This window comes from Pseudomonas sp. Colony2, assembly GCF_019382755.1.
Taxonomy (GTDB): domain Bacteria; phylum Pseudomonadota; class Gammaproteobacteria; order Pseudomonadales; family Pseudomonadaceae; genus Aquipseudomonas.
Window position 1 is genome coordinate 3,971,328 of record NZ_CP080030.1, and the last position, 17,733, is coordinate 3,989,060.

Annotated in this window: 17 protein-coding genes and 1 pseudogene; 11 read left to right on the plus strand and 7 right to left on the minus strand. The window is 60.9% G+C overall.

What is annotated here, in order from left to right; genetic code table 11:
- A pseudogene (locus tag JV201_RS29770) lies at positions 1-229 on the plus strand (N-acetyl-gamma-glutamyl-phosphate reductase); the annotation flags it as partial.
- On the opposite strand, the gene JV201_RS15615 reads toward JV201_RS29770, so the two are convergent.
- Entirely contained in the window at positions 213-1,343 is a 1,131-nt protein-coding gene (locus JV201_RS15615) for an epoxide hydrolase family protein (protein WP_219405683.1), read from the minus strand. The pseudogene JV201_RS29770 and the gene JV201_RS15615 sit on opposite strands and share 17 nt — an antisense overlap.
- Positions 1,344-1,465: 122 nt before the next feature.
- On the opposite strand from JV201_RS15615, the gene JV201_RS15620 reads away from it, so the two are divergent.
- The gene (locus JV201_RS15620; RefSeq protein ID WP_003215146.1) at positions 1,466-2,347 is read left to right on the plus strand and encodes a LysR family transcriptional regulator; all 882 of its coding nucleotides are present in this window, start codon (positions 1,466-1,468) and stop codon (positions 2,345-2,347) included.
- A 16-nt stretch (positions 2,348-2,363) separates the two neighbouring features.
- Here JV201_RS15620 and JV201_RS15625 read toward each other — a convergent pair whose 3' ends face one another.
- Positions 2,364-2,732: a hypothetical protein gene (locus tag JV201_RS15625; protein WP_219405684.1), complete on the minus strand. Its 369-nt coding sequence runs from the start codon at positions 2,730-2,732 to the stop codon at positions 2,364-2,366.
- A gap of 121 nt (positions 2,733-2,853) precedes the next feature.
- Between JV201_RS15625 and JV201_RS15630 the strand changes: the two genes are divergently transcribed.
- On the plus strand, positions 2,854-3,390 hold the full coding sequence (locus tag JV201_RS15630; RefSeq protein WP_008436317.1) for an ATPase AAA: 537 nt from the start codon (positions 2,854-2,856) through the stop codon (positions 3,388-3,390).
- A gap of 158 nt (positions 3,391-3,548) precedes the next feature.
- On the opposite strand, the gene JV201_RS15635 is transcribed toward JV201_RS15630, so the two are convergent.
- On the minus strand, positions 3,549-4,112 hold the full coding sequence (locus JV201_RS15635) for a recombinase family protein (protein WP_219405685.1): 564 nt from the start codon (positions 4,110-4,112) through the stop codon (positions 3,549-3,551).
- Between the two features lie 315 nt (positions 4,113-4,427).
- Between JV201_RS15635 and JV201_RS15640 the strand changes: the two genes are divergently transcribed.
- Both JV201_RS15640 and JV201_RS15645 read left to right on the plus strand, forming a co-directional pair.
- Positions 4,428-5,495 carry a fatty acid desaturase gene (locus tag JV201_RS15640; protein ID WP_177022601.1) on the plus strand — a complete coding sequence of 356 codons (1,068 nt, stop codon included), beginning with the start codon at positions 4,428-4,430 and terminating at the stop codon, positions 5,493-5,495.
- Between the two features lie 71 nt (positions 5,496-5,566).
- On the plus strand, positions 5,567-6,712 hold the full coding sequence (locus JV201_RS15645) for a serine hydrolase domain-containing protein (protein ID WP_134326743.1): 1,146 nt from the start codon (positions 5,567-5,569) through the stop codon (positions 6,710-6,712).
- 175 nt (positions 6,713-6,887) lie between these two features.
- Here the strand turns inward: JV201_RS15645 and JV201_RS15650 are convergent, their stop codons facing one another.
- Positions 6,888-7,454 carry a hypothetical protein gene (locus JV201_RS15650; RefSeq protein WP_003215135.1) on the minus strand — a complete coding sequence of 189 codons (567 nt, stop codon included), beginning with the start codon at positions 7,452-7,454 and terminating at the stop codon, positions 6,888-6,890.
- A 240-nt stretch (positions 7,455-7,694) separates the two neighbouring features.
- On the opposite strand from JV201_RS15650, the gene JV201_RS15655 reads away from it, so the two are divergent.
- Complete coding sequence (locus tag JV201_RS15655; protein ID WP_177009454.1) at positions 7,695-8,315, plus strand: LysE family translocator; 621 nt, start codon at positions 7,695-7,697, stop codon at positions 8,313-8,315.
- A 70-nt stretch (positions 8,316-8,385) separates the two neighbouring features.
- The gene (locus JV201_RS15660) at positions 8,386-9,549 is read left to right on the plus strand and encodes a GGDEF domain-containing protein (protein WP_219405686.1); all 1,164 of its coding nucleotides are present in this window, start codon (positions 8,386-8,388) and stop codon (positions 9,547-9,549) included.
- 13 nt (positions 9,550-9,562) lie between these two features.
- On the opposite strand, the gene JV201_RS15665 is transcribed toward JV201_RS15660, so the two are convergent.
- On the minus strand, positions 9,563-10,042 hold the full coding sequence (locus tag JV201_RS15665) for a VOC family protein (RefSeq protein WP_087695027.1): 480 nt from the start codon (positions 10,040-10,042) through the stop codon (positions 9,563-9,565).
- Positions 10,043-10,138: 96 nt separating this feature from the next.
- Here JV201_RS15665 and JV201_RS15670 point away from each other — a divergent pair, with 96 nt between their 5' ends.
- Positions 10,139-11,107 (plus strand): alpha/beta hydrolase, encoded by a 969-nt coding sequence (locus JV201_RS15670; protein ID WP_219405687.1) that lies wholly within the window; start codon positions 10,139-10,141, stop codon positions 11,105-11,107.
- 292 nt (positions 11,108-11,399) lie between these two features.
- Positions 11,400-12,263, plus strand: coding sequence for a 4-hydroxy-tetrahydrodipicolinate synthase (gene dapA / locus JV201_RS15675; RefSeq protein ID WP_219405688.1), 864 nt, complete (start codon positions 11,400-11,402; stop codon positions 12,261-12,263).
- 165 nt (positions 12,264-12,428) lie between these two features.
- Here the strand turns inward: dapA and JV201_RS15680 are convergent, their stop codons facing one another.
- Positions 12,429-13,115: a GntR family transcriptional regulator gene (locus tag JV201_RS15680; protein ID WP_219405689.1), complete on the minus strand. Its 687-nt coding sequence runs from the start codon at positions 13,113-13,115 to the stop codon at positions 12,429-12,431.
- Positions 13,116-13,117: 2 nt separating this feature from the next.
- Entirely contained in the window at positions 13,118-14,917 is a 1,800-nt protein-coding gene (gene atzF, locus JV201_RS15685) for an allophanate hydrolase (protein WP_219405690.1), read from the minus strand.
- A gap of 265 nt (positions 14,918-15,182) precedes the next feature.
- Between atzF and JV201_RS15690 the strand changes: the two genes are divergently transcribed.
- Both JV201_RS15690 and JV201_RS15695 read left to right on the plus strand, forming a co-directional pair.
- Positions 15,183-16,559, plus strand: a complete 1,377-nt coding sequence (locus JV201_RS15690) for a cystathionine beta-synthase (RefSeq protein WP_003215116.1) — start codon at positions 15,183-15,185, stop codon at positions 16,557-16,559.
- Positions 16,556-17,722, plus strand: coding sequence for a cystathionine gamma-synthase (locus tag JV201_RS15695; RefSeq protein WP_219405691.1), 1,167 nt, complete (start codon positions 16,556-16,558; stop codon positions 17,720-17,722). The genes JV201_RS15690 and JV201_RS15695 overlap by 4 nt, the downstream gene beginning before the upstream one ends.
- Positions 17,723-17,733: the final 11 nt, after the last annotated feature.

The following is a 17,733-nucleotide window of genomic DNA, read 5'->3' on the forward strand; positions in this document are numbered from 1 at the left end:
GCACTACCGCGACACCCGTCACGTACAGGTGCTGTCGATGCAGGCTGCGAGGGAGTTGACCTACCTCGACCCTCAAGCGCTGAACGGCACGGACGATGTGCGTTTGATCGTGCGTGAAAACCACGAGACGGGCCAGGTCCTGCTGGCGGCGGTGTTCGACAACCTCGGCAAGGGCGCCGCAGGTGCCGCCGTGCAAAACCTGGATTTGATGATCAAGCCGAGACCGTAGCGATAAAGGCGCGCAGGTCCGCCAGCATCAACGCCGGCTGCTCCCAGGCCGCGAAGTGACCGCCGGCGGGCATCTCGCTCCAGTGCACGACGTTGAAGGTCTTTTCGGCAAATGAGCGCGGCGGCGGCACGAACACCGGGTCACGAAAGGCGGCAAATCCGGTCGGCACCTGGATGCGGGTGCCGGCCGGGAATTTTGACGATCCCTCAAGGCGCTTGCCGTGATACATCCATGTCGCGGTGACCATGGAAGACGGTGCGAGATACAACATGATGTTGGTCAGCAGTTGCTCCTCGGTAAAGGTGCCCCAGAGATCCGGACTGCCATGGGCGGCAGTGGGCAGATCGGCCCATGTGCCGATTTTTTCGAGGATCCATCCCGCGGCCCCCACCGGGCTGTCGGCCAGCGCGACACCCAGGGTCTGCGGGCGGGTTTCCTGCTGGTGGTTGTAGCCGGTTTCCCAGTCGATCAGCACGTCACGCCGGGCGATGAAAGCCTCCTCCTCCGGCGTGGTCGCAACGGTGCCCTGGGCCAGCAGGTCGGCCATGTTCAGGTGAATCCCCAGTAAGGCTTCGGGCCGATCATGGGCCATCCAACCGGCGATGCCCGAACCCCAGTCACCGCCCTGAACGATGAAGCGGGTTGGCCCGAACAGCCGGGCCATCAGCCCATGCATGAGTTCGGCCGCCCGACGTGGGCCAATCACTCCGGTGATCGGCCTGGAGAATGCAAACCCCGGAAGCGACGGCACGATCACATCGTGTCCGTCAGCCGCCAGCGGTTCCAGCAGCGCCTCGAATTCCAGGTACGAACCTGGCCAGCCATGGAGCAGCAGGATCGGCGGCCTGGAACCGTCGCCCCGCACATGGACGAAGTGCAGGTGCTCGCCCTCAATCTCGGTGATGAAGTTGGGCAATTGGTTGAGGTGTTTTTCGACCCGGCGCCAATCATAGGATTCCAGCCAGTAAGCGACCAGGCGCTGAAGGTCGCGCACGCCTACGCCCGACTTCCACCCTCCCAAATCGGGAAGCTGGGTCCAATCGTAGGCGGCGACTTTGTCGCGGATGGCCACGAGGCGTTCGTCGGGGATATTGATGGTGTAGGGCAAGATCATGGGATTCTCCTGGTGAGTTTCCGTATTACATTGCTTTACGCAATACTGAACCCGACAAAAACCGATGTGAACCCCATTGCGCCGCTCAAGGCCTTTGCGAAAAACGCACAAGTGAGTTTCCCGTGGACATAACGGACGAACTGGAAATCTTTACCCTCGTGGCCGAGACCGCGAGTTTCTCGGCGGCCGCGCGTCGCTTGAACCTTGCGCCCTCCTCCATCGCGCGGGTGCTGGACCGCATGGAGGCCCGGCTGGGCGTACGCCTGTTGCTGCGAACCACGCGCTCACTGACCGTGACCCCGGAGGGCGCCGCCTATCTGTCGTGCGCCCGGCGGATCCTCACGGACCTGCGGGAAACCGAACAGCAGATTACCGACCAGAGTTCACCCCGCGGGCGCCTGCGTGTCAGCAGTTCGCTGCTGTATGGCAGGACCTTCGTGATCCCGTTGTTGGGCGAGTTCATTCAGCGTTACCCGGACATCCTGGTGGACATCAACCTGACCGACACCGTGGTCGACATCGCCGCCGGGCAAGCCGACGTCGCAGTGCGATTGGGCCCGCTGCCCGACAGCAGCCTGACGTCCCGCCGGCTGGGCGCCACCCACAAGGTCATCATTGCTGCGCCGAGCTATCTGGCACGACGCGGCACGCCGCAGGTGCCGGAAGACCTGCTGGATCACGACTGCATCGGTTTCAACTTCAAGCGTGCGGCGCCCACCTGGCCGTTTCGCAAGGATGGCCACGACTATTCACTGACGATCAAGGGCCATGTCGAAACCAATAACGGTGACACCCAGGGCCAATTGGCGGCCGAGGGCATCGGCATCGCGCGGGTCTGCGCCGAGACCGTGGCGGACGCCATTCAGGCGGGTCGGCTGGTGCCGCTGCTGGAGGCATTCAATCCCGGCGATGGCGAAGAGATCCATGCCGTGTTCCTGGGCGGTACCCACACGCCGGCGCGGGTCCGGTGCTTTGTCGACTACCTGGTTGAGCGGTTCCAGTAGGCGCGAAATCCCATGACTACTCGGCAACGAGTTCGACGTAGCTCGACTCCCCGCCTCCCGTCGCGCCCGACAACCAGCCCCAGACGAAGGCCAGGGTGGTACGCCCGGCGTCATCCACGCCTACCGTGCCCCGAGACCAGCCGGCAAGAATCTCGCCCTCGGTGGTCAGGCACTGGTACAGCAACTCGATGGTATCGGGGCCTGTGGCGCGCCCGACTTGATTGCCCATGCGAATCCGGCCGCCCTGGTAGGTGCCCCAGATGGCGTTTTCATCGACGTGGTAATGAAACACGGTGCCTGTACCGGACACACCATGGGTGTTGCCCGCGACGATAAACCGGCGGTTGTCCAGGCGTTCGCTGATTTGGCAAAAGGCATTTGGCATTGACAGGCGCTTCCTTGGTCGAGAGGGTCCATTCCGGGGCGCCCAACCTACCTCATATGGCTTTTGTCGGTCATGTAAAACCTGCACAATTGTGGGCTTTCCCGCGACAGGACGTCCCTTCATGCAACGCATCGTGATTCTCGGTAATGCGGGCAGCGGAAAATCCACCCTCGCCCGCGCCCTCGGACAACGCCTGGGCCTGCCCGTGGTGCACCTGGACACCCTGTTCTGGTCACCCGGCTGGGTCGAGCCCGACGCCGAGCAGTTCCGTACCCGCGTGCGCGACGCCGTTGCCGCCGATGGCTGGGTGTGTGAAGGCAACTATGCGCGGCGCACGTTCGACCTGCGCCTGCCCCGTGCCGATTTGATCATCTGGCTCGACACGCCACGGCTCACCTGCTTTACCCGGGTGATCCTGCGCAGTGCGCTGAACCGCCCGCGCCCGGATATTCCCGCCGGCTGTACCGAGAAACTCGACCGGGAGTTCCTGACATTCCTGAAGTACGTGTGGACGTTTGATCGCGGCCACCGGCCAGGTATCGAGGCGGTGCGGTTGGCGGCAGGCCCGTCGGTGCCCGTGGTGCACTTGCGCGGTGGCCAGCAGATCGCCGAGTTCCTCGAGCGCTTGCCCGCAGCATCTGAAGGCTGCCTTGAATAGAGGGAGCAGGAGCGTTGGCCGCGATAGTAGGTCGTCTTGCCAGCGAAGAAATCATTGATGGCAAGACTTCCACCACTTTCGGGCCATGCCGTCCTACAGGTTTTTTCAACTGTAGGATCTTGTTGGCAGCCGCTCCCTCGTGCGACCTGAAGAAGCCCCTATCTGGATCTCAAGTACCGATAGAGCGTCTGCCGACTGATTTCAAAATCACGCGCCAATTTGGATCTACTTTCTCCTGCAGTGGCCCGGTCAATTAAGTTTACAACCTGATTGTCAGACAGCTTTTTCTTGCGACCTCTATAAGTCCCACGATTCTTTGCACTGGCAATTCCCGCCGCCTGTCTTTCCCTCATCGCAGCGCGCTCGAACTCTGCAATCAGCTCCATTACCGCAATGATCGACTCCACGACTTCAAGACAGTCATGCCGGAAAACCAGGTTTTCGTTCAAACACTCCAACGTGACCTGCTTTTCAATCAACCGGCGAATGATGGTGCACAACTGGTCCGTGCTGGAGGTGAGCGCTGCCATGCTGTCCACCACCACGGTATCCCCGCGCTGCAGGTGGCGGAGTAGCCTTTCCAGGCCTGCAGGATTCGCAGCATTGTCTGCCGGCTCATCGCAAAACACGGCATCAAATACATCATCGCTTGTTATTTTCTCTACGGCGATCTCGGGCTCTTGTAGAGCGCGCCGGAAATATTTGATGCGATGCAATCTCATGGTGCCTCCTTGGCAATACTTGTACAGCGTTATTTTATACTTGTACAAACTGTAACTAAATTATCAATTCCTTACACCGCACTTGTAACATTGAACCCACCCAAAATACACAGTTGCAAAGAGTTGAACTTGTCTTATCATTTTGAAGCATGGAATTCTAACAAGCTTTTCGCAAAAAAGTCGATTTCGTATTCCTTGAATGCCCCGTGCAATTCAAGCAACCCATACGAGTATCTACTGTTTTACAGCTCAAATAATTGACATGACCGGCTTGACGCGGCTGTTAGTTTCTCGATGCAATCAGAGGATGAATGGATGAATGTCTTGGAAGGCGCCATCGAAATTGATCGCCCAACTACCGATCAGGAAAAGATTGATAAGGTAACCCGCAGTATTACCGATCATGGGAACTACCTGCGAAAGCGTTATCCGATCCTGCAGCACCAGGATGCTCTGGGCGCGAGTGTCATGGCGTTTTCCCTGATAGGGATGGTCATTACGGGAGGGCTCTATCTAAAGGGTTTTATCCCCGCATGGATGTGTATTCTGGTCAATGCGCTGCTGACTTCGTTCATTCATGAAATCGAACATGACCTGATTCATCGCCTTTATTTTAGAAAACAGCCGCTGGCCCATAATGCCATGATGCTCTTCTGCTGGCTGGCACGCCCGGGTATGCCCAGCCCGTGGCTAAGACGCAGTCTGCACTTTCATCACCATAAGGAGTCCGGAACTGATTCTGATGTTGAAGCCTGGATCACCACGAGCGGCAGTCCTTGGGGAATACTGCGATTACTGAAACTGGTGGACGGCTTTGTATTTGGTTTTCTAAATGCGGTGTTTGCCCCGGGATGGCGGCAAAAGGTAAAATTGTTAGGCAAGATCATTCGGCTCAATACACCATTCGGGCTTCTGTATTGGGGGTGCTGGTATGTGTTCCTCGGCTACCACCTGTATGTCTGGCTTGGGTCAATTACCGGGATGGAGGTTCACAGCGCTGCTACGACGCTGGAACTAATGGATATCGTAAATAGTGCAGTAGTTATTCTTATAGCGCCCAATATGATACGGCAGTTCTGCCTGTTCTTTATAAGTTCAAATATGCACTATTACGGCGATGTTGCCCCGCGTAACGCATTACAACAAACCCAGGTGATGAACCCTTGGTGGCTGTGGCCGTTCCAGTTGTTCTGTTTTAACTTTGGCAGCACTCACAGCATCCATCACTTCGTGGTGAGAGACCCGTTTTATCTGCGTCAGATGACGGCACCTTATGCTCATAAAGTCATGGCCCAGGCCGGTGTCAGGTTCAATGACTTCGGCACCTACAAACGAGCCAATCGCTTTTCCATGGAGCACTCCCAAACTCGGTCTCGTGGGTGAATTCCTCCACAACCATTATCGGTGTTCGGCAAGTATCAAGGGCCGCACTTCAAATACGAGGACGTTGAGGTATGAAAGCGCAAGGGATATGTGCGAAGCAGTTTGAAGCGGTCAAGCAGGCCTTCGAGGACATGTTCGATGATCCGCAGGAACGTGGGGCCGGCCTGTGCGTGCAGGTAGGCGCAGAGATCGTTGTCGACCTGTGGGCCGGCATGGCAGACCAGGCGGGGACGAAACCCTGGACCCGCGATACGCTGGCCAATACCTTCTGCGTAATAAAACCCTATGTCGCGGTGGCCGTCCTGATGTTGGTTGAGGCGGGCAAGCTGGAGCTGGATGCACCCGTGGCCCGTTACTGGCCCGAGTTCGCCCGGAGCGGGAAAGCAAAGGTCACCCTGCGCCAGGTGATGAACCATACCGCAGGCCTGCCGGCGCTGCGGGGGCCCGACCATAACCCCATGATGTATGACTGGGAGCACATGCTGCGACTGCTGGAGGCCGAGCCGCTGTGGTGGGAACCGGGAACAGACCTGGGCTACGGCACCACCACGTTTGGCTGGATCCTCGGCGAGTTGATTCGCCGGGTGGACGGACGAGATCCCTGTGTGTTTATCCACGAAGAGATTCTCGATCCCCATGAGTTGGACGTGCACCTTGGCGTGAACGAAGAACACTTTCACCGTATCGCGCGTTTCGACAGTGCCACGGGACGAGTCGGTGACCCTTACTCGCAGGCGTTGCGAACCGTGGTGAAAAACGAGCCGTCGCATATCGCGACGCTCGCCTTCACCAACCCCGGAATGGTGCCCAGACGAACCAGTGACCCTCGCTGGTGGGCCTACCGGCAACCCGCCGTGTGTGGACACGGTTCGGCTCACGGCCTGGCCGGTTTCTACAGTGCATTGATGGCAGGAAACTTTATCGGTCCCGAGCTGCTTACTGAATTCAGCCGTGAGCACAGTCATGGCATGGATCGAGTATGGATGCGCCCCATGCGTTATGGATTGGGTTGCATGCTCGAGCAGCAACGCGACCCGACGGCTTCCCATGCAATGGGCCCGAACACCTTTGGCCATATCGGGCTTGGTGGCCCGATCAGTTTCGCTGATCCCGAAAAACAAGTGAGCTTCGGTTTTGTCACCACGACTTCGGGCAGCCATTCGATGATTGATCCACGCCCCCGCCGACTTTCATCCCTTGTCTATGCGTCGCTTTGAAGGCAAGGGGCGGATCTGTTCATCTGAGGCTTTCAAGGGGGCGCAATACTGCCGAATGCAACGCAGCAAGTTTGTGGCAAGACACAAGTTGCTGATGGCAAACCGAAACATTCCCCTCCCGGCCAACAATGAGTCATTGGCTTATGAACGAAGGCTGGTACAACGACGACATGATTTATTTATAAATAAATTCATACGCCTCGATATAAGAACCTATCTCGTTTGAATGAGCAGTCACCCACACTGCATTCATGCCTGTCTTTCTTTGATCGTTGAATTCCGACTGAGTGGTACAAAGCGCAACCCAGCGCTCAGTCTTTAAATCCTTAATCCGCAGGCCCGCCTCACAACGACTGAACTTTCCAACGTAGGGCCCCGGAGTCACCAGCTCGTAAGGTGACGCATACTGAACAATGTCGCCGGGCAACAGGTACGTAACGACGTCATAACTGTGCAAGGACAAAATCAGACCCAGGCAAAAACCACCAAAAAAAGATTCTCCAACACGGTTCGGGTTTCTTACAGCCGGACGATAGTAGGTGGCCCTTGCAGCAAAAAAGAGTCCAACCAGACAACCAATGACTATATAGGTCGTCCACTCGGGAATCGATGGCATTAAAACCGTTCGCATTACAATGCGACCGGCCCAGAGCGTATAAGCAATCCATGCTCCAAATAACAGACACACCACCAACAACAAGGTTCTTTTCTTTGATTTGTTTTCAAATGAAGGATATTCCATTCCCTGCCTACTCTATTTTTAATTCCCGGGAAAAGCGCTTCGTGCTTCACGCCAACTTCCTTTACCCGATTGGCATGCCGGGCATATTAACGAATGAGCGTCATGGTGACCGATCTATTTACCCACGACTCACAGACATGGCCAGAGCGCCATCGGTTCTACCCATTAGCGCAAATTGTTCAACCGCCTCACATCCCTTATCCTCGTGGCCTTACCTGCCAGCGCCCGCCGGAGCCCCCCATGGACCTCGCCACCCTCACCCTCTTCCTCCCGGCCTGCTTCGCCCTGAACATGGCGCCAGGCCCGAACAACCTGCTGTCCGTGAGCAACTCCACCCGCTACGGCTACCGCACTTCGTGCCTGGCAGGCGTCGGGCGACTGCTGGCCTTTGCCGGGATGATCGCCCTCGCGTCCGCCGGGCTGGCGGTGGTGCTGCAAACCTCGGAGTTGTTGTTCTACGGGATCAAGATCCTGGGGGCGGCGTATCTATTTTATCTGGCGTATCAACTGTGGCGGTCCAATCCGCACGCGGAGGCTGAGTCGACGGCGCCCAAGGCGGGCTTGTGGGCCTTGGCGCGACAGGAGTTCCTGGTGGCCGCCGGCAATCCCAAGGCAATCCTGATTTTTACCGCCTTCCTGCCGCAATTCGTCGACCCGGCACGTCCGATCACGCCGCAATTTGCCCTGCTGGGAGCGATGTTCCTGGCGCTGGAATGGTTCGCCATCAGCGCCTACGCCTATATGGGTTTGCATATGCGCCGCTGGTTCGCGCAGCCTCGGGGCAAGCGGATTTTCAACCGCTGCTGTGCGGGGTTGTTGTCGGCCGCCGCGACGGTATTGCTGATGGCGCGCAGGGCCTGAGCACTGCGAAAAACCGGCGAAAACGCTTACAATCGCCGTCTCACCGCAACTCAGGCAGGCCAGTTCGCCCATGGCGCTCGACCCCATCACCATACTGGTCCTCACCATCGCACTGGCAGGCGCCGCCGCGCTGTATCTGGCCGTCGAGTGGCGCAATGTCCGCGAGCCATCGCTGCTGTACTGGACTGCCGGTTTCGCCATCATCAGCGTGGGCAGCACCCTGGCGCTGTTGCGGGCCAGCGGCTTGCTGTTGATCGGCATCTGGTTCGCCAACGGGCTGCTGATCACCGCACACTGGCTGTTCCTGCTGGGCGTTGCGCGTTTCACCCAGGTGCGCCTGTCTCGCGCCTGGTACCTGATGTTCGTGGCCTGGTTTGCCATGCTGCTGTTGCCGGAAGGACAGTCGTGGTCCAGGGCCATGCTGCTGGCCAACTCGCTGCTGGTTGCCCTGCCGACCCTGCGGGCCAGTTTCCTGTTGCGCCCCCATGGCCGATCACTCAGCGTGGGCGCGGTGCAACTGCGCTATGTGCTGCTGGCCCACGGGCTGTTCTATCTGGCCAAGTCGCTGGTGGCGATCGTGCCGGGGACACTGATCGACCTGACAGCGTTTCGTGGCGAGATCATTCAGGTGTCGCTGGTGGAAGGCGCCATGGCGATCATGCTGATTGCATTGTCGATGACCGGCACCGAGCGCTACCGCCGTGAGGAACAGATTGCACGGTTGGCCGCCCGCGACCCGTTGACCGCGCTGTATAACCGCCGCGCCCTTGAAATGCGGGCACCGAGTCTGCTGAACGAAGTCTCGCAGGCCCGGCCGGGTGCCCTGCTGTTGATCGACATCGACAATTTCAAGCTGATCAACGACCTGTACGGCCATACCGCGGGCGACCGGCTGCTGGTGGCCCTGAGCGAGATGATTCGCGCGCAGTTGCCCGATGATTCGCTGGCGGCGCGGTTGGGTGGCGACGAGTTCGTGATCCTGCTTAATGACACCTCGAACGCGCGCATTGTCGCGCTGGGCAGCGCCCTGCGCGAACAGTTTCATCAGGCTGCCTCGCAGGCGTTCGCCACGCCCGAAGCGGTGACATTGAGCATCGGCGCCAGCCTGTTCGACACGCCGCCCGCCAGCCTCGCGGCCTTGATCGAGCAAGGCGACGCGGCGCTGTATGAATGCAAGCGCGGTGGACGCAACCGTATTCGTCTGGTGGACCGGACGGCGGTGGGCGCCGATTGACTCAATCGTTGCATCAACCTTTGAGCGCCGCCTCAATCCCCGCTATATCAATCCTGGTCATCCCCATCATCGCGTCAAACGCCCGCTTGGCCGCTGCCGGGTCGGGATGGGTGATCGCCGCGCTCAGTACACGCGGGGTAATCTGCCATCTCACCCCCCATTTATCCTGGCACCAGCCGCAGACGTTTTCCTGGCCGCCATGGCTGACAATCGCGTGCCACAAGCGGTCGGTTTCCGCCTGGTCGTCGGTGGCCACCTGGAACGAAAACGCCTCGTTGTGCTGCACGCCGGAGCCGCCGTTCAGCCCCAGGCAAGGAATACCCATGACGGTGAATTCCACGGTCAACACATCGCCCTGTTTGCCCGCCGGATAATCCCCGGGGGCGTGATGGACCGCGGTCACTGCGCTGTCCGGGAAGGTCCTGGCGTAGAAGTTGGCAGCGTCCAGTGCACTGCCGTCGTACCAAAGGCACACCGTGTTTTTGCTGAGCATGAGTGTTCTCCAGCGTGGAGGTTCGGACTTGCAGTGTAGTACCGCTACCGACAAGAATGCGTTCGCGTCCTGACATGAACCCAAACGGTGCAGAGAATGAGTAATGGTGTAAGGATCGACCCGCGAATCATCCCGGTTCCGCGGTCCATCAGCCCCGATGCCCAGGCGATGCTGCAACGCATGGTGAACGCCGATGGCGTGCCGCTGAACAGCCTGTACACCCTGCCCGCACCCGATGACCACGCTGGCTGGCGCCGCATGCAGGCCGCAGTTGCCCAACAGTACGCGGCGTCCCAGGCGGGACAGACGGCAGACCACGTTGAGACATTCACCGTGGAAGACGCCACCGTGTACCGGGCGACGCCGGCATACGGGGCCGAGTTCGCCTATATCGACCTGCACGGCGGCGCCCTGGTGTTCGGCGGCGGCGAAAACGCCCGCCTCGCCGCCGGCAAGCACGCCGACCTGCACAACCTGACCTGCTACGGCGTGGACTACCGCATGCCGCCTGACCATCCGTACCCGGCGGCACTCGATGACTGTATGGCCACCTACCGGCATGTGCTGAAGCACCACACCCCGGACAAGATCGTGATCGGCGGACGCTCGGCCGGAGGCAACCTCGCCGCTGCCATGGTGCTGCGCGCCCGCGACGAAGGCTTGCCGCTGCCGGCCGCGCTGGTATTGCTGTCACCCGAAGTGGACCTGACCGAATCGGGCGACAGCTTCCAGGTCAACCGCACCGTCGACGTGGTGTTGCCCAACCCGCTGATGAGCACCAACCTGCTGTACGCCGCTGGCGCGGATTTGTCTCACCCGTACCTGTCGCCGCTGTTCGGGGATTTCGCACCAGGCTTCCCGCCGACGTTCGTGCAAAGCGGCACCCGCGACCTGTTCCTGTCCAACGCCGTACGCCTGCACCGGGCGCTGCGCCAGGCCGAGGTACCGGTGGAACTGCACATCTTTGAAGCAATGCCCCACGGCGGTTTCATGGGCGCGCCGGAAGACGCAGAACTGTCGGCAGAGCAGGTGCGTTTCGTGCGCCACTGGTTGAACCGCGACTGATCGCCGTGAGTTGACACACCCTGTAATAATCCATAAAGATAAGCGCCTTCTTCAGGGTGTGTCCTCAATGTCTGCAACGACCTTCAACTTTTCCGTCATTGGCTTGATTGCCAAGGCGCAAGGTTGCGTTGCGCACGCCCTCAAATCGAAGAAACAGTCGCTCATGTGACCGGGGCGCGCTGTCCCGTCAGATGAGCTGACAGGACATTGAGCGCGAAGGCCCCCTCCTCTTGCTTACTTCCCTCTGCCCTTCTGACGGTGACGAAATCGGTCAACCATCAGGAGAAAGCGCATGTCATCGTTTCAAGGTATCTGGGTTCCCGTCGTTACACCGTTTCATAACGGCGTTATCGACTTCATCGGCTTGCGCCGCCTGGTCTGCCATCTGCTGGAACAAGGCGTGGCCGGGATCATGGTCTGTACCACCACCGGCGAAGCCGCAGCACTGAGCCGCCGTGAGCAGTTGGCGATGCTGGATGCCGTACTGGAACTGGTACCGCCGCAGCAGGTGGTGATGGGCCTGGCGGGGTATAACCAGATTGAGCTGCTGCAGTTCCAGAGTGAAATCCAGCAACGCGCGGTGGCCGGTTTGCTGGTACCGCCGCCGAGCTACATCCGCCCGTCCCAGGCGGGCCTTGAGGCGTTCTTCCGCACCGTGGCCGATGCGTCCAGTGTGCCGATCATTCTGTATGACATCCCCTATCGCACCGGCATTGCCTTCGAACAGGCGACGCTGCTGAACATCGTCGCCCATGAACGGATCGTCGCGATCAAGGATTGTGGCGGCAACCTGGCCAATACCCTGGCGCTGCTGGCCAGCGGGAATGTGGATGTGTTGTGTGGCGAGGATGTGCAGATATTCAACGCGCTGTGCCTGGGAGCGACCGGCGCGATTGCCGCGTCGGCGCATGTGCGTACCGCGGATTTTGTGGCGCTGCATCGACAGGTTCGCGACAACCGGTTGCTGGCGGCTCGCGAGACGTTTTTCGGGCTGCTGCCGTTGATTCACACGATGTTCGTGGAGCCCAATCCGGCGCCGGTGAAGGCCGCGCTGGCGATGGAGGGTTTGATCGGCAGTGAGTTGCGGGCGCCGATGTTGGGGGCGAGTGAGACGGTGACAAATCGGTTGCAGCAAGTATTAGGCGTGCGGCAATGACCCGTGGCGAGGGCGCTTCCTCCCGCTGGGCTGCGCAGCAGCCCCAATTCAGGCACCGCGTTTTCGCCAGGTAAAATGGGGTGACCGGTTTTGGGGGCGCTTCGCACCCCAGCGGGAGCAAGCTCCCTCGCCACAGGGGGCGGGCTGACTCGTCGATACGAGGGCTTATCCTCTCGCCACCGCCAACCGATGCAACGTGATCTTGCGCACCTCCTGCTTGCTCACCTCGATGTGAGTCTTGAGCAGTTGCTGCGCCAGATCGCGGTGCCGTGCCGAGATCGCATCGAGGATGCTTGCATGTTCCTCATAGGTCGCTGCGATACGTGATTGCTGAGTGAAATCCAGCCGCCGAATGATGCGGATTTTCTCGGTTATCTCGTAATGCATGCGCGCCATTTCAGCGTTGCCCGTGGCCTGCACCAACCCGCAGTGGAACTCCTCATCCAGCGCGCAGACGACCTGTGCGTCATCCAGACGCGCACTTTCGTCCACCCGCCAGATCGCTTCAAGCCGTTCAAGCCCCTGCTCCGCCATGCCACACAAGCGGCTGACGGCGGCCAACTCCAGCACGATTCTTACGTCGTAAAGCTCTTCGAAATAGTTGAAGTCGAACGGCCGCACCTGCCAGCCACTCCTGAAAAACACCTCCAGGTACCCTTCCCGCTCCAGCCGATACAGCGCCTGGCGCACCGGCGTGCGGCTGACCTGCATGCGCTCGGCCACGTCACCTTCACTGAAGCGATCACCCGGCAGCAGGCGAAAGCCAAAAATGTCGTCCTTCAACTGCTGGTAGACCCGTTCCGCCAGGCTGTCCGGCCGTTCGCCGGGTTTTCTCGTGGTTGAGAGCTGCATGCCTAGTTCCTGCTCGCCATGTACGCGCGCCAGCCGCCGAATTCGGTGATGTCGGTGGCGCCTGCCAGGGCCCAGGGCTCGCAGATAAAACCCTTCACGCTGCGCCCGTCCGCCAGGGTGAGGTTGCCGATGCCCAGCGGCGCGGGAATCTCGGCGACGAACTCACCAAAGCGGGCGACAGGCATGTCCCACAGCTCGACGATGATCGAGCGGCCCGAGTCATCCCTGGCCAGCCCCGGCTTGGGCGGAACCGTGCCCGGCAGTGCATGCAGGCGGTAGTTGCTCGCTGTCAGGGTTTGCTCCACCAGCACGGCGTTGCGGCTGGTCAGCTGGAAGTTCAGCGGCATCCCGGTGAGATGCGCCCCAACCACCGCCACCCGCACGCTGCCGGCCGCCTGTCCCGCCGGTGCCGGTTGCGGCAGATTGCGTTGGGTAGCGCCCAGCGGAAGATCAAGGCCGGCCTGCCAACGCTTGCCCAGATGCGCCAGGGCGGCGTCGTGCCAGGCCGGTGCGATAAGGGTGACGCCGCACGGCAGGCCGTCGCTGCGCAGCCCGGCGGGCACGGCCAGTGCCGAGAGGTCGGCCAGGTTGGTGAAGTTGGTGTAGAAGCCAAACTGCGAGTTGTAGAGCACCGGCTCCACGGCCATTTCCGCCAGGGTGCGGATCGTCGGCGATGTCGGCACCAGCAAGGCGTCGAAACCGGCCAGGGTGTCGTTGATGCGGCGGCTCAGTTCGGCGCGCAGGTATTCGGCTTTATAGGCATCGCAGGCGCTGTACGTGTGGCCGTTTTCCACAATGCCACGCACCACCGGGTTGATCGCTTCGGCGTTGCTGGCGAGCATGCCTTCCAGTGCCACCGTGCGCTCCGCAACCCAGGAGCCGTAATAGAGCTGCTCGGCGAGTTGCTGAAACGGGCTGAAATCCACCGCCGTGATTTCGGCGCCGAGGGACTGGAACCTGAGCAGTGCCTGTTCAAATACGGCCTGGTTCTGCGCGTCGCCAAAAAACTCCAGGCTGGCCGGAACCGCCAGCTTGATTGTGGCGCCGACCGCTACGGGAGCATTGTTGGGATTGACGCGTGAATAGGCGTCGCTGGCGTCGTAAGCAGCAGCGAGGCCCGCAACCGTCTCGGCATCTTCAACCGTCAGCGCAAACACCGAAATACAGTCCACGGTACGACAGGCCGGCACCAGTCCGGTGTTGGACAAGCGCCCCTTGGTCGGCTTCAACCCGACAATATTGTTGAAGCCCGCCGGCACCCGCCCGGAACCGGCGGTGTCGGTGCCCAGGGAAAACGCCACCAGCCCGCGGGCAACCACCGAGGCCGAACCCGAGCTGGAACCGCCGCTGACATAGTCCGGGTTAAAACTGTTGCTCACCGCGCCGTAGGGCGAGCGTGTACCCACCAGGCCGGTGGCGAACTGATCGAGGTTGGTCTTGCCCATCAGGATCGCCCCGGCCGCCCGCAACCGCGCCACCACCGAGGCATCCGCCGCGGCGGTATAGGCAAACTCAGGACACGCCGCCGTGGTTTCCCAACCCGCCGCATCGATGTTGTCCTTGATGGCAAACGGCACGCCATACAACGGCAACTGGTCGATATCGCCATTGACCGCCGCAAGCCGCTCGGCCAACTGCGCCAACTGGTCACGCAATTGCTGCGGTTGCACCTGGCTGATCCAGGCGTTGTCCTCGGCGGGAAACGTGCTCGCCAGGGTCAACAGGATGTCGGGAGTCAGCGCCTGGCTGCGGTAGGCAGCTTGCCATTCACCCAGGGTCCAGCCGAGTTGTTCGTTGCGCATTGAGGATTCCATCTTGTATCCAAGTTTGGATTTCTTTTAGCAATCCCTGGGCCAATCAGCTGCAAGCCAATGAATACGTGAGATTGACAGAAAACCCACCGATGGATCGCCTCCAGCCGTGCTCCGTCATGAAGCAGCAATGCGCCAAAAAAAGACATTCAGGCGGCCGCGCGGTTGCGAGCGGGTCGATACCGGCCTATGTTCGAAACCATGTTGTAAACGCTGCTGTCCATCCCATACGCCCTTTCCGTAGCCAGGTGACGACATGCCCACCGCTTCCCGCCCCGCCGTGCTCGAACTGATTGGCAATACCCCGCTGGTGCGGGTCAGCCGCTTCGATACCGGCCCGTGCACGCTGTTCCTCAAGCTTGAATCCCAGAACCCCGGCGGCTCCATCAAGGACCGCATTGGCCTGGCCATGATCGACGCCGCCGAGCGCGATGGCCGCCTGCGCCCCGGCGGCACCATCATCGAAGCCACCGCCGGCAATACCGGCCTCGGCCTGGCCCTGGTGGGACGCGCCAAAGGCTACCGGGTGGTGCTGGTGGTACCGGACAAGATGTCCACCGAGAAAGTCTTGCACCTGAAAGCCATGGGCGCCGAGGTGCACATCACCCGCTCGGATGTCGGCAAGGGCCATCCCGAGTATTACCAGGATGTGGCGGCGCGACTGGCCAAGGACATTCCCGATTCGTTCTTCGCCGACCAGTTCAACAACCCGGCCAACCCCCTGGCCCATGAGACCAGCACCGCCCCGGAAATCTGGGCCCAGACCCAACATGACCTGGATGCCATCGTGGTTGGCGTCGGCTCGGCCGGCACCCTCACCGGCCTGACGCGCTTCTTCAAACGCGTGCAACCTGACCTGGCCATGGTGCTGGCCGACCCGGTGGGCTCGGTGATGGCCGAGTACAGCCGCAGCGGCACCATGACCGAACCCGGCTCGTGGGCCGTGGAAGGTATCGGCGAAGACTTCATCCCCTCGATCGCCGACCTCTCCAGCGTGCGCCACGCCTATTCCATCAGCGACGAAGAAAGCTTCGACCACGCCCGCCAACTGCTGCGGGCCGAAGGCATTCTCGGTGGCTCCTCCACCGGCACCCTGCTGGCCGCCGCCCTGCGTTATTGCCGCGAACAGACCGAGCCCAAGCGCGTGGTCACCTTCGTCTGCGACACCGGCACGCGCTACCTGTCGAAGGTCTACAACGACCAATGGATGAACGACGCCGGCCTGCTGCAATACAAACACTACGGCGACCTGCGCGACCTGATCGCCCGTCGTTTCGAGGACGGCCGGGTGATCAGCGTCGGCCCCGACGACAGCCTGCTCACCGCCTTCCAGCGCATGCGCCTGGCCGACGTCTCACAGCTGCCGGTGCTGGTGGACGGCAAGCAACTGGTGGGGGTGCTCGACGAGTCGGATGTATTGCTCGGCCTGCATCAGAACGCCGCGCACTTTTCCATGACTGTGGGCAGCGCCATGACCAACGCCCTTCACACCCTCGCACCCAGCGCCAGCCTTGCGCAATTGCAGGCCGAGCTGGATCGCGGGCTGGTGGCAATCATTGCCGACGCCTCGGGCTTTCACGGCCTGATCACCCGCGTCGACCTGCTCAATCACCTACGGAGATCCCTTGCATGACCCAGCACGATAAAAGCGCCTTCGCCACCCGCGTGATCCATGCCGGGCAATCCCCGGACCCGACCACCGGGGCGCTGATGCCGCCGATCTACGCCAACTCCACCTACCTGCAAGACAGCCCCGGCGTTCACAAGGGCTTCGACTACGGGCGCTCCCACAACCCGACGCGCTTCGCCCTGGAACGCTGCGTGGCCGACCTGGAAGGCGGCACCCAGGCGTTCGCGTTCGCCTCCGGGCTGGCGGCGATTTCCACCGTGCTGGAACTGCTCGACGCCGGTTCCCACGTGGTTTCCGGCAATGACTTGTACGGCGGCACCTTCCGCCTGTTCGACAAAGTGCGCCAGCGCAGCGCCGGGCATCGCTTCAGCTTCGTCGACCTGACCGACCTGTCGGCCTTCGAAGCCGCGCTGCAGGACGACACGCGGATGGTCTGGGTCGAAACCCCGAGCAACCCGCTGCTGAGCCTGACCGATCTCAGTGCCATCTCCCGCATCTGCAAGGCCCGGGGCATCATCTGCGTGGCCGACAACACCTTCGCCAGCCCGTGGATCCAGCGCCCGCTGGAGCTGGGTTTCGACATCGTGGTGCACTCCACCACCAAGTACCTCAACGGCCACTCCGATGTGATCGGCGGCATTGCGGTGGTGGGCCAGAATCCTGAACTGGCCGAGCGCCTGGGCTTCCTGCAGAACTCCGTGGGCGCGATTGCCGGGCCGTTCGACGCATTCCTGACCTTGCGTGGGGTGAAGACCCTGGCGCTGCGCATGGAGCGCCATTGCAGCAATGCGCTGGAACTGGCGACGTGGCTGGAGCAACAGCCGCAAGTGGCGCGGGTTTATTACCCAGGCCTGGCATCACACCCGCAGCATGAGCTGGCACGCCGGCAGATGCGCGGGTTTGGCGGGATGATTTCGGTGGACCTGAAAAGCGACCTGGCAGGAGCGACACGCTTCCTGGAAAACGTGAAGATCTTTGCGTTGGCTGAAAGCCTGGGGGGCGTTGAAAGTCTGATCGAGCACCCGGCGATCATGACCCATGCGAGCATCCCGGCAGAGACCCGGGCGCAGCTGGGGATTGGTGATGGGTTGGTGCGGTTGTCGGTGGGGGTTGAGGATGTGGAAGACCTGCGGGCGGATCTGGCGCAGGCGTTGGCAAAAATCTAACGCGCAATCTG